The sequence below is a fragment of the Mesorhizobium loti R88b genome (assembly GCF_013170845.1).
GTDB lineage: Bacteria > Pseudomonadota > Alphaproteobacteria > Rhizobiales > Rhizobiaceae > Mesorhizobium > Mesorhizobium loti_B.
Genome location: NZ_CP033367.1, coordinates 3470313 through 3482665, shown reverse-complemented (window position 1 = coordinate 3482665; position 12353 = coordinate 3470313). Strand labels below are relative to the sequence as shown.

Below are 12353 nucleotides of genomic sequence, written 5' to 3'. Positions count from 1 at the left end.
CGTCCTTCATTTTGCTGTCGTTCCTCGCTGCGCCGCGTGCGTCTCAAAGCCCGTTGGCGCGGAATTTGCCGTCGAGGAATTTTTTGGCGCGCGGCACGTCGTCTTCCGACAGATGCTCGATGATGACCGGGATATTCGGATGCTTTTCCGCCAGCCGCTTGAGGTAGAGATCGTAGTTCAGCGAGCCAAGGCCCGGCGCCGGCAGTTCGATCTCGCCAACGCCGCGGAAGGTGTGGCTTTCCATCGCATCGGCGTCACCGATATCGGCATGCTTCTCCGACTTGTCGTCGCCCGAACGCTTGACGTCCTTGGCGTGGGCTATCTTGATCTTGTCGGTCAGCGTGTCGAACACCTGGTTCAGGATCCGGTCCATGCGGTCTATGTTGTGGGTCTCGAAATAGTTGGTCGGATCCATCAGCAGGCCAAGGCCGGGATGGTCGACCTGCGCGAACATCTTCACCGTCTCCTCGACGGAGCCGACGACGTTGTTGACATAGGTTTCGAGCAGGAAGACCGCGCCATGGTCGTACGCCGTCTGCGCGAGGTCGGCGATCACCTTGCGGCATTCCTCGAACCCTTCCTCGGTCTTGTTCTTGGGGTGATGCACCCAGTCGGATTCGGTGTTGTAGGTCCCGGTCTCCGAGATCACGTAAGGCGAGCCGAAATGGCGGGCGTTGCGGATGATCTCCTTGAGGTAGCCGACGCGCTTGTCGCGCTCCGCTTTGTCGGGATGGATGATGTTGGTGTAGCCCGACACGCAGCAGACCGGCAGATTGTGGTCGCGGAAGACGTCGCGCACCTTCTTCGCCTTGTCCTTGGTGATATGGCCGGCCGACAGGTCGACATCCCGAAAATGCAGGTCAAGCTGCACCGTGTTGAAACCGAGCCCGCGGATCTTATTTGCCGTCTCTTCGAGGCCGTACGGGAAATAGCCCGTGAAAATACCTGCCTGCATCATGGTGTGAATTCCTCCCTGTAAGCGATTCAGTTGTCTGGTGTTTCGGTTGCGGTGATCAGATAGCGATTTCGGAAAGCTTGACCGTGCGACCTTCCGCCATCGAGCGGTAGCCCGCTTCGACCAGCGCCATGGTCTTGACGTTGTCGGCAACGGACAGCGCCGGCGGCGTGCCGGCCTTCACCGCGTGCTGCAGCTGCTCCATCACGCCGATGAAAGCATGCGGGAACCACATCGTCTCCCAGCTCGGGCTGACCCATTCGCCGCCGGTGGTCTCGGACGAGGCATAAGTCAGCGTCGAGGCAGCACCCGTCGGCCAGCCGATCGTGCCCTTGGCGACACCCTTGGTGCCGTCGACGCGCCAGTTGATGTGCTGGTCGTCCTTGTAACCGTCCTGGCGCGGGCCGGACCAGACATCCTCCAGCGACAAGGCGAGAACGCCTGACGGGAAGCGCAGCGTCGAGATGGTGATGCCGTCCAGATGGTCGAATTTGGTGCGCGGGTCTTTCCGCGTGAGTGTCGTGATCTCATCGGGATCGCCAAACAGGAAACGCAGCACGTCGAGATGATGCACGCTCATATTGGCGAGCGTCAGCCGGTCGTAATCCTCGAGAAAGCTCTGCCAGTGCGGGATGGCGTGCATGTCGATCTGGGCGAAGACAATGTCGCCCAGCGCGCCGCTGTCCATGATCTGCTTCAAGACGCGCATCGACTGGTCGTAGCGCATGTTCTGGTTGACCGAGAGGATCTTGCCGGCCTTCGCCGCCTCGTCGCGCAGCTTGACGGCTTCCTCGACCGACAGCGCCAAGGGCTTCTGCGCCAGAACAGCCTTGATGTGCTTCTGCTTCAGCGCATGGCGGATCAGCGCCGGCTGCAGGTCGGGCGGAAAGGCCAGGTCGATGATCTCGACGTTGGTGTCCTCGATCAGATGTTCCGGCGTGTCGTGCACGGTCGGGATGCCCCAGCGTGTCGCGACCTTTTGCGCATTGGCGGGAGTACGCGAGGCGATCGCCACGACCGGAAAGCCCGCTTCGTGATAGGCGGCGAGATGGCACTCGGCCATGATCATGCCGGCGCCGACGCAGCCGATCCTGTATTCCTTGGTGCGGACCTTCACGTCCGGCTCGAAGCCTTTGGCTGTCATGTCTTCCTCCCGAAACTCTGTCCTCGCGGCCGCAATCATCTCGCCAACGCGCCTCCGCTTTGCCCGAAATAATGCACGCGGGCCGGCTCGCAGGATATCGCCACCATAGCGTCAGGCCTGATGTCAGGTTGGCCGCGCAGCAGCGCCTTCAGCCGCGCCTGCCCGGCGGCGAGTGTCACCACGGTGTAGCCGCCAAGCGGCTCGACCTCGAACACGCGCGCCGGGCGGCCCGAACCCCCGCCTTCTTTTCCATCATTGGGCCATGGGTTAACCTTGATGTCTTCGGGCCTGAGCCCGATCTCGACGGCATCAACGGGCGCAGCCTTGTCGGCAATCCGGATCGTGCCTTCGGCCGCCTCGACGCCGCCCTCGCCGCGCGCCGATTTCAGGATGTTCATGACAGGCGAACCGAGCAGCCGTGCCACATAGGTGCTGGCAGGACGATCATAGATCTCGGCCGGCGCGCCGATCTGTCGGATGCTGCCGTTCTCCAGTATGGCGATGCGATCGGCGATCGACATCGCCTCTTCCTGGTCGTGGGTGACATAGATCAGGGTCTTGCCGAGCTCGCGCTGGATGCGCTTCAGCTCGACGCGTGTTTCCTCGCGCAGCCGCGCATCGAGAGCCGAGATCGGATCGTCCATCAGATAGGCATTGGGGTCGCGCACCAGCGCCCGCGCGATCGCCACGCGCTGCCGCTCGCCGCCAGAAAGCTGCGCCGGCGGCTTGTGCAGGATGTGGCCGATATGCAGCTTGGCCGCGACATCGGCGACCCGCTTTTTGATCTGGAGCTCGGCGACTCCGCGCTCGACCAGAGGAAAGCGCACATTGTCGAGCGCGCTCATATGCGGGAACAGCGCCAGATTCTGGAACACCATCGCCACATTGCGCTCGGCCGGCGACACCGCGTTGACCGGTCTGCCGCCGATCAGGATGTCTCCGCTATCAGGCGTCTCCAGCCCGAGCACCAGGCGCAGGATCGTCGACTTGCCCGACAGCGGCGGCCCGAAGAAACAGAAGAACTCATTGTCGTTGACGGTGAACGAGGCATCGTCGACGGCGAGCGTGTTGCCGTAGCGCTTGGTCACATTGCGAAAGACGATGTCAGCCATAATTCACCGCTTTCATCGCAAGGCCGCTGGCCGCATCAAAGACACGCACCGACGACGCGGTGGGTGCGACGACCGCGATTCGCCCGATCGCCAGCCCGACATCATTGTCGAAGACCGCCTTCACGGCGCCCTCGCCGTCACCGAGATGGACGATGGTGCGCGCACCGATGCGCTCGACGAAGGTGACCGGCATGGCAAGCCCACGCCCCTCCTGCGCCAGAGCCACCTGCTCCGGTCGGAAGCCGTAGAGCACGTCGCCGCGCGCGCCGCGCAAGGTCGCCGCCAGTTCATCCGGCAGCGGCGGTGTGACGCCCAGCGGCCCGAGATCGACGACCAGCCCCCGGTCACTTTCCGCCGGCCTGCCCTTGAGCAGGTTCATGCCCGGCGCGCCGATGAAGCGCGCAACGAAGACATTGACCGGGTTGTTGTAGACCTCGAGCGGCGTGCCGACCTGCTGCAGCACGCCATGGTCCATGACGGCGATGCGGTCGGCCATGGTCATGGCTTCGAGCTGGTCGTGGGTGACATAGACCATGGTCTGCCTGAACTGGCGCTGCAGCTGCTTGAGCTCGGTGCGCATGATAGCCCGGAAGGCGGCGTCGACATTGGAGAGCGGCTCATCGAGCAGGAAGATCGCCGGCTCCATGATCGCCGAGCGGCCGATCGCCACGCGCTGCAGGATGTTGACGGACAGCCGGTCAGCCTTGCGGTCGAGCAGCGGCGTCAGCTGCAGCAGTTCGGCGATGGCGCCGACGCGGCGGTCGATCTCGGCCTTGGCGGCACCGCGCATCCTCGGCCCGTAGGCGAGGTTCTGGCGCACCGTCATATGGGTGAAGATGGCATAGTTCTGGAAGACGAAACCGACGCCGCGCCGGCCCATCGGCACGCCGGCCATGTCGCGTTCGCCAAACAGGATCCTGCCGCTGGTCGGCTCTTCCATGCCGGCGATCATGTTCATCGTCGTCGACTTGCCGCAGCCCGAGGGTCCAAGCAGCGCCATGAACTCGCCATCCGCTATGTCGAGGTCCATGGTCTTCAGCGCGGTGAAGTCGCCGAACGTCTTGGTGAGGTTGCGCAGCTGGATCGTGCTCATGCCGCCACCTGCCTTGCCCGCGCCATGCGCTTCATGGCGAACACGGCGACGATGGAGAGCACGATCAGGATGGCGAGCGCGATCGCCGCGACATAGCCCCAGATCAGGTCCTGCGTGGTGACCTTGTAGATGTAGACCGAGATTGTTTCGGTGGCGACGCCCGGACCGCCTCCGGTCATGATGTAGAGCGTGTCGAAGATCTTGAAGTTCTCGATCACGCGGATCGCCAGCGCGATGATGATGATCGTCTTCATCTTCGGCAGCACGATGGTGACGAAGCGCTGCCAGGGATTGGCGCCGAGCAAGGTCGCCGCCTTGATCTGATCCTCAGGCACGCCGACGAGCCCGGCAAGCAGGATCAGGAACATCAGCGGCGTCCACTGCCAGATGTCGGCGATCATCACCGCGATCAGCGCCAGCGTCGGGTCCGACAGCCAGGCGATGGTGACGCGTGTACCCGTGATGGCCGACAGGATGTCGTTCACCGGACCACCCGACTGGAACAGCATGAAGAACATGTAGCCGGCCACCGCCGGCACCACCATCATCGGCATCAGCAGGATCGAATAGAAGATGCGCTTGCCTGGAAAATCGTCGGCGAACAGCGTCGCCAGGGCGAGGCCCAGCAGGAACTCGGCCGGCACGCAGACGATCATGACGATCGCCGTACGCTTCAGCGCGCTCCAGAACCGTGCATCGGCGGCAAGGTCGGTGTAGTTGGCAAAGCTGTTCCACATCTCCCAGGCGTTCCACCAGCCGAGGCCCGAAAGCGGCGACCAGTCGGTGACGCTGATGTAGAGCTGCATCAGCAGTGGAAACACCGAGATGAACAGCACCAGGATCTGCGCCGGCAGCGTCAGCCGAAAGCCCAGCCGCGCGCCCTCGTCTCGCAGGGCCGGCTTTGCCCGGACGGCGTTCATGTCGTCCTCCGAAACAGTCACGGTCACCGCGCTCATTGCTTGAGCGCCCCGAATGTCAGCCCGCGCACCAGATGGCGCTGGATGGCGATGCCCATGATCACCGGCGGCACGGCGGCGATCAGGCCGAGCGCTGCCTTGGCGCCATAGAGCTGGCCTGTCATCGAGGACGACAGCGACGCCATGTAGACCGGGATCGTCACCCATTCGCGCGTCGTCAAAAGCAGCGCGATCAGATAGTCCGACCAGTTGAGGATGAAGACGAAGAGGGCCGCACTGGCGAGCGGCGCGCGCATCATCGGCAGCGTGATGCGGGTGAAGACGCGCAGCCGCGAGCAGCCTTCGACCAGAGCCGCCTCCTCGATCTCTCGCGGCATGTCGTCGAAGAAGGTCTTCATCAGCCAGAAGGCGAACGGCAAGGTGACGATGCCGTAGATCAGCGCAAGGCCCCACCAACTGTCGGTGAAGTTCAGGAAAGCCCACATGATCATCACCGGGATCATCACCGCCATCGGCGGAAACAGCCTGAGCTGGATCAGTGCCAGCGGCAGGTTCTGTCCGGAGCCGAAACGCGACAGTCCGTAGGCGGCCGCCGTACCCGCCGACATGGCGATGGCCGTGCCGAACACCGCCGACAGCAGCGAAGACAGGATCGGCTTCAGCGCGGTGCGGTCGAGCGCCACGATCAGGCTGTTGGTGGACTCACCGAACACGAACTGGAAATTGCTGAGCGTCGGGTTCTTCGGCCACCATGTCAGGTCGGCACCGGTCGCCGACCATTCGGCGATCGGCTTGAAGGCCATCGACACCATCCACAGGATCGGCACCAGCGTCACCGCCATCGCCGCGAGGATCGCGGCGTAGCGGAATATCTCGAAAGGAACGGAACGCTTCATCTGGCTGCTTTTGCTGGTGGCGTTAGATCAAGATGACATTTCGTTGAATCGTCATCCTGATCTAACTCTTTGTTGGAGCATGACCTTTTCCGAAAACCGGGTCCCAATTTTCGGGATCATGCTCTAGTGCGGAGGGGAAGAGCTTTCGCCCCTCCCCTCCGGCTCTGATCCAGGGAGACGGATCAGCTGATCGGATCAAGAACGGTCGGCCAGGCCTCCTTGTTGGTTCTGATGGCTTCAAGCAATTTGTCCTCGCCAATGCGCCGGGCGATCTTCTTCCACTCGGTCTCTGTGTCGGCCATCGCTTGTTCAGCGGTCTTGGCCTTGGTCAGCGAGGCCATGAGGTTTTCGTCGAGCGCGTTGTGGAAGGCGGTGGCGCCGGGATAGTTGATGGTCGGCACCGTGCGGGCGACCGTCTCGCGCACCACATCCATGTGATAGGCATGATAGGTCTGCCGCACCAGCGGATCGGAGAAATCCGACAGCCGGAACGGATCGAGATAGCCGCCGGGGTTGGCGCTCATCCAGGCGTAGATGCGGGCCGAGCCCAGCCATTGCAGCAGAAGATAGGCGACCTCCTGGTTTTTCGACTGCGACGAGACCATGCCGGTCAGCGAGAACCACAGCACGGAGCGGCTGATCAGCTTGCCGTCGATCTCGCGGCCGGGCGGCAGCATCGAGCCGATCTTGCCGGTGACCTGGGAATCCTTATTGCCGGCATTGTCGAGGAATTTCGGCAAGTTGGAGAAGGCGCAGGTCATCGCCGCACCGCCCTTGGCGAAATTGCCATACTGCTCCGGCCAGCCCCACGAGATCGCATCCGGCGAGTGATGGAAGAGCGATTCGACATATTCGTTGGTGGCGGCGATACCGTGCTCTGAATTGATCAGCGGCTTGCCGTCATCGCCAAACAGGAACTGGTTGGGCGAGGCCATCGAGACATAGCGCTGATACCAGTTGGTGTAGCCCCAGCCCTGGTTGCGCAGGTCGGTCGAGCCGAACAGGCCCTTGTCCGGGCGCTGGAAGAAGGCGGCGATATCGCCGTGCTGCTTCCAGGTCTTCGGCGGTGCCAGGTCGTAGCCGTATTTGTCCTTGAAAGCCTTTTGCTCGGCTGCGTCGCCGAACAGGTCGGTGCGGTAGACCCAGGTCTGGAAGTCGCCGTCCAGCGACACGCCATAGTTCGAGCCGCGATATTTGTTGAGCAGCGACACGCCCTTGGCGCCGTCGACATAGCCGGTCTTGGGATCGTCCCACTCCGGCTTGTACTGGGCGACGAAGTCGTCGAGTTTGGCGATACCGCCGGTTTCGGCGAGGTCGCCGAGGCGGTTCCATTCGGTCGAATAGATGTCATAGGCCCCACCCTTGGTGGAGATGTCCTGCATCGTCTTGGTGAATTCCTGGCCGTTCGGCAGGCCGACGATTTCGATCGGGATACCGGTTTCCTTTTCCCACAATTCCTTGATCGACGGCGCGCCGGCCGGGAAAGGCTGCGTCAGCTGGCCGATCGAGCCGTCCGACAGGCCGAGCACGATCTTCGCCGGCGCCTTGCCGGCCCCCTTCAGCGCCTTGGCCGCCTCGATGGCGCGGCCTTCCGGCGTGTCGGCACCATACTGGTAGCGCTCGGCGCCCTCGAAGCCGGTTGGGCCGCCGATCATGCCCGGCGCCAGTGCGTCGGCGGCATAGGCGCGGCCGGGACGAATGAATTGCGGCGCGATACCCGTGGCGGCAACGAACACCGCCGCCTTTCCTCCAGACGCCAGCAACCGGCGTCGCGAGATGCGGATCAGATCAGACATTGGAATTCCTCCCTCAGGGCTCAATGTTCCTCCACGAGCCCATGAGGGATATTGACGGCAGGATCGGAAGGCTGTCAACATCATAAATAATCAAAATACCTCACAACATCGCAATGAGGCGAGGAAATGCGTCATATCGGGGTCCATATATCGCTCCAGATGCCTCGATTTGACGGGAAATGTATCCTCCCGCCCCGGAATAGCCGTGCCGGTCGACCTGATTTAGCCCGATGGCTTGCGCTTCGGCCAAGGCCAGATACATCATTTCCCATCAGAATCGCCGATGGCGAGGAGTCGTGGCCATCAGGCCGGCTGCCGGCATTGCGCGATCCTGATGCGTTGAGGAGATGAAAGACGGTGCGTTCCACCCTGACTGATATAGCCCGGGAAGCCGGCGTTTCCGCCGCCACCGTCGACCGCGTGCTCAACAACCGCCCCGGTGTGCGGGCGCGCACGCGCGAAATCGTGCTCGAAATGGCGCAGCGTCTCGGCTACATCGCCGAAGGCCCGAACGGAACGCCGCCGCGCGCCTTACCCGGCGAAATCATCCGGCTCGACTTCGCGCTGCCGGCCGGCACCAATTCCTTCATCAAGATGCTGCACCGCCACATCGAGGCGCAGGCCCTGGCCCGCCCCGACCTCGATGTCCACATCGCCACCATAGAAGGCTTCAATCCCGATCGGCTCGCCCGCCTGCTGCAGGACTTGCGCGGACAGACGCAAGGCGTCGGCGTCATCGCGCTCGACCATCCGACGGTGCGCGAGGCGATCCGCTCGCTGTCGGCCAACGACATCAAAGTGGTGACCATCGCCTCCGACATCCTGCATGTGCCGAGGGTCGCCTATATCGGCATCGACAACCGCGCCGCCGGGCGGCTGGCCGGTTATCTGCTCAACCGTTTCATGGGGTCGGAACGCCCCGGCAAGGTGGCGCTGTTCGCCGGCTCGCTGTCCTATCGCGGCCATGAGGAACGCGAGATGGGGTTCCGGCATATATTGACCGAGGAATCGCCCAATCTCGAGATCGTCGAAATGCGCGAAATGCTCGACGATCGCGAAAAAGCCTATTCGGAGGCATCAGCGCTTCTGGACAGGCACCCCGACCTTGCCGCGATCTACAATGTCGGCGCCGGCAATACCGGCATCGCCCGCGCGCTCAAGGAGCGCGGCCGCGCGCAATCCATGGTCTTCCTCGGCCATGAGGTGACGGATGGCACCAAGGACCTTCTGCTCGACGGCACGCTTGACGCGGTCATCGACCAGAACCCGCGTGTCGAGGCCCGCGAGGCACTCAACACCTTGACCCATGCGGTTCGGGGCCTGCCCTATGAACTGCATCAGCCGAGGCTGCAGGTGATCTTCAAGGAGAACATTCCGGAGATTTGAGCGGCTAGCTTTCTGCTCTAACCCTGATGATCGCCCGGCCGTCCGCGCCGGTGCCGATCGCTATCCTGTCGCCGGACACAATGCCCGCAATCTCACACACCACCAGCGGCATGCGTATCTCGTAGAGAAACTCCGCCACGATGGCACCGACCGCCAGGATCGGGTCCGGCCACTCCAATAGAATACCAGCCGGCGCCGTGCCCCTGCGGATCGCTTCTGCCAGCACCGAGGAGGACGAGGACGATCCCCGCCCGCTCGGCATGACCAGAATCCTGCCGGCGACATTCTGGCCGAGCCCCGGATGAGAGTGGTCGATGATCTCGCCAGTCTCGGCATCGACACCGCCCCAGAAGCTGAGCGGTTGCGAAAACACCAGCGCCTCGCCCTGTGCCTCGCCGGCCAGTTGAAAGGCGCCGGCTCTTTCAAAGGCTTCCACGAGCCGCGTCATGATGCACCCCGTACGACATGCCCGACCGCGGCGGAGCGGATGCAATCCTTCATCTCGGCAAAAGCGACGGTCACGCCGATATTGCCCGGCGCGTAATGCGCCCATTTGCCGGAATTGGTCATCACCACGCCGTCGAGCCGCTCGAGAATCGAGGTGACATAGGTGCAGGTGTCGGCAACCGGGATCAGGCCGAACGCCTCCATGCCTGTGAGCATGCCTTCTTCCTGCAGCCGCGTCAGTGTCGCGCGGCCGGTGTTGACGTAGATCGGGATGCCCCGGCCGGGAGCCGCCTCGCGCAGCAGCGGCAACAGGCGCATCCACTCCTCATGCGAGAAATGCGGCGTGCCGAGCGAGACTGCTGCCAGCCGCGCGCCGTCCGGCACCATCGACAGCCTGGCCAACGCATGGTCGATGTCTGCCCGGGTGATATGGATCGTCTGTTCGGGCGCCTGGCCATGAAACGCCTCGTCGAGCGTTCCGGCCTCGGGCGTGATACCGACCGCATGGAACAGCGCCACGGCCCCCGTCGTCGCGGCCGCCGCGCCCAGCGCCTTCAACTGATCCTCGTCACGCGGCTGCGGCAGGCCTGCAATGACCGGAACGCGGTCGCCACTGGGTTGCCCGATGATCAGCCCGACACCGACGAACAGGCTGTCGCTTGGTTCGGCCTCGGAGATGTCCAGTTCGAACAGGATGCGACCGCGCCGGTTCTCGCTCAGATGCAGGCCCCAGGCTGGCGCGCGGCCGGTCATGGCGCAGCACAGGTCGATGAAATCGCCGTAGCGGTTGGTGCGCGCGCCGATCACGGAATTGGCAAACACGATGGCGTTGGATTCGCCCCAGGCGATCTGCTGGCCGAATTCAGGCCGGAAGCGCGTCTGGTAGGGCGCGCAGGTGAAGGTCGCCTGGCAGCCCAGCTCCATATGCGCCTTCATCAGCCGCCGCGCCGGCACCTCCTCGGCCGCCGGCATCTTCACCATGCCGGGATGGATGAGGTCGAACGAGCCGACATTGAGCGTCGTCGGCACTTGCACACGCCCGCCGCCCTCGACCAGCCTTTCGACAAAATCGAGGCCGGCTTTGCCGTGGTAGAGGCAACCATCGATATGAGCGCCTGATATGTCGAGCAGACTGCCTGCGCCGATGGCGTTGGAAAAGGCAACGAGGATTTTCATCGCGGCGGCTGCGGATGGGCCTTGCTCGCCATCGAGCATGGATCGGTCGTGCGTGGTTAGTTCCAAAGTCATTGCAGCTCCGGCGCGTTGCCCGAAAGGGATGGCGGGACAGCGCCCCTCTCTGCCCTGCCGGGCATCTCCCCCTCAAGGGGCCTGTTGCGTAATTCGCTGGTTGTGATTCTCTGATGCGGACGCTCGGAGGGAATCACGATGGCAGTGAAGCAGACGGGTCAGTTGAGCTTGGCGGAAGCCTTTCTGGGTACCAAGCTGGTGGGCGGTTCTTCGCCGCTCGACCGGCTGTCAGGTTTGGTGAAGTGGTACCGCTTCGAGAAGCTGCTCAACCCGCTGCGCGATGGCGGACCGGGTCGGGCTGCATGGCCGCCGCTGGTGCTGTTCAAGGCACTGCTGCTGCAGTCGCTCTACGGCCTATCTGATCGCGAACTGGAGGAGGCGCTGAGCGACCGGTTGTCATTCAGGCGTTTTGTCGGGCTTGGTCTTGAGGAGAGCATTCCCGATCACACGGTGCTGTCGCGCTTTCGCAACCTTCTTGTCGGCGAAGGGCTGATGGAGAAGCTGTTTGGCGAACTGGATCGGCAGTTGGAGAAGGCCGGCGTGATCTTAAAGCGCGGCACAATGCTGGATGCCACGCTAATCGACGCGGTCTCATTGCCGCCGACGGACGAGCGGCCGTCGAGGGATGCCGATGCCCGTCCCACCGTAAGACAGAGTAAGCGCGACTTCACCTTCGGTTACAAGGCCCATGTCGGGGTGGATGAGGGCTCCGGCCTGATCCGCACGGTGATCACCACTCCAGCCAACGTCAACGACACCGTGGTGGCCGATGCCTTGATCTGCGGCGACGAAAAGACGGTATGGGCGGATGCCGCCTACGACACCCATGCCCGCCGTGCTCGGCTCAAGGCTGCAGGCAAGAAGCCCCGCATCGCGCGCCGCCCCAACAAGCACCATGCGCTGCCGCCGCGGCTCAAACATTACAACCGTCTGATCGCCAGACGGCGTGCCGCAGTCGAGACCACCTTCGCCACGCTCAAGAACCGCATGAAGCTGACCACGATCCGCTATGTCGGGCTGGCGAAGGCCACTGCCCAGGTGACGATGGCGGCGATCGCCTTCAACATGCGCCGATGGATTGCCATCTCGGGATAGGTGCGCCCGGTATCCGGCTTCAAGGGCCGCACTACCATCGAACTCCACCCCAAAACCCAAAGCCAAGCGAGACCTCTCGGTCAAATCGCTCCGCAAGTCTGCTCTCGCTAACTACGCAACAGGCCCTCAAGGGGGGAGATTAGCTATCATTGTCGGCTTCGCAAATTAGCTGCGTTGAAGAAAGAGCGGCGGCGTTGAGGCTGCCAATCTCCCCACTTGAGGGGGAGATGTCCGACAGGACAGAGGGGGGCGACAAGGAATGAA

11 protein-coding genes are annotated in these 12353 nt (G+C 63.2%); 2 read left to right on the top strand and 9 right to left on the bottom strand.

The window, feature by feature from the left end; translation table 11 throughout:
• Positions 1-43: 43 nt before the first annotated feature.
• From EB235_RS17085 to EB235_RS17055, 7 genes are all read right to left on the bottom strand, one after another.
• Entirely contained in the window at positions 44-958 is a 915-nt protein-coding gene (locus tag EB235_RS17085; RefSeq protein WP_027029851.1) for a sugar phosphate isomerase/epimerase family protein, read from the bottom strand.
• 55 nt (positions 959-1013) lie between these two features.
• A complete protein-coding gene (locus EB235_RS17080) occupies positions 1014-2099 on the bottom strand; it encodes a Gfo/Idh/MocA family protein (protein WP_027029852.1) in 1086 nt (361 codons plus the stop codon).
• Between the two features lie 35 nt (positions 2100-2134).
• Positions 2135-3211 (bottom strand): ABC transporter ATP-binding protein, encoded by a 1077-nt coding sequence (locus tag EB235_RS17075; protein WP_027029853.1) that lies wholly within the window; start codon positions 3209-3211, stop codon positions 2135-2137.
• Complete coding sequence (locus EB235_RS17070; protein WP_027029854.1) at positions 3204-4304, bottom strand: ABC transporter ATP-binding protein; 1101 nt, start codon at positions 4302-4304, stop codon at positions 3204-3206. The genes EB235_RS17075 and EB235_RS17070 overlap by 8 nt, the downstream gene beginning before the upstream one ends.
• Positions 4301-5260 carry a carbohydrate ABC transporter permease gene (locus EB235_RS17065; protein ID WP_027029855.1) on the bottom strand — a complete coding sequence of 320 codons (960 nt, stop codon included), beginning with the start codon at positions 5258-5260 and terminating at the stop codon, positions 4301-4303. The genes EB235_RS17070 and EB235_RS17065 overlap by 4 nt, the downstream gene beginning before the upstream one ends.
• Positions 5257-6117 (bottom strand): carbohydrate ABC transporter permease, encoded by an 861-nt coding sequence (locus EB235_RS17060; protein ID WP_023779805.1) that lies wholly within the window; start codon positions 6115-6117, stop codon positions 5257-5259. The genes EB235_RS17065 and EB235_RS17060 overlap by 4 nt, the downstream gene beginning before the upstream one ends.
• A gap of 182 nt (positions 6118-6299) precedes the next feature.
• Positions 6300-7913: an extracellular solute-binding protein gene (locus EB235_RS17055; RefSeq protein WP_027029856.1), complete on the bottom strand. Its 1614-nt coding sequence runs from the start codon at positions 7911-7913 to the stop codon at positions 6300-6302.
• A 357-nt stretch (positions 7914-8270) separates the two neighbouring features.
• Between EB235_RS17055 and EB235_RS17050 the strand changes: the two genes are divergently transcribed.
• Positions 8271-9299, top strand: a complete 1029-nt coding sequence (locus EB235_RS17050) for a LacI family DNA-binding transcriptional regulator (protein WP_027029857.1) — start codon at positions 8271-8273, stop codon at positions 9297-9299.
• A gap of 4 nt (positions 9300-9303) precedes the next feature.
• On the opposite strand, the gene EB235_RS17045 is transcribed toward EB235_RS17050, so the two are convergent.
• Together EB235_RS17045 and EB235_RS17040 are read right to left on the bottom strand one after the other, a co-directional pair.
• The gene (locus EB235_RS17045) at positions 9304-9747 is read right to left on the bottom strand and encodes an aconitase X swivel domain-containing protein (RefSeq protein WP_027029858.1); all 444 of its coding nucleotides are present in this window, start codon (positions 9745-9747) and stop codon (positions 9304-9306) included.
• Positions 9744-10994 (bottom strand): aconitase X, encoded by a 1251-nt coding sequence (locus EB235_RS17040; RefSeq protein WP_027029859.1) that lies wholly within the window; start codon positions 10992-10994, stop codon positions 9744-9746. The genes EB235_RS17045 and EB235_RS17040 overlap by 4 nt, the downstream gene beginning before the upstream one ends.
• Positions 10995-11132: 138 nt before the next feature.
• Here EB235_RS17040 and EB235_RS17035 point away from each other — a divergent pair, with 138 nt between their 5' ends.
• Positions 11133-12089, top strand: a complete 957-nt coding sequence (locus EB235_RS17035) for an IS5 family transposase (RefSeq protein WP_027032034.1) — start codon at positions 11133-11135, stop codon at positions 12087-12089.
• Positions 12090-12353 lie beyond the last annotated feature (264 nt).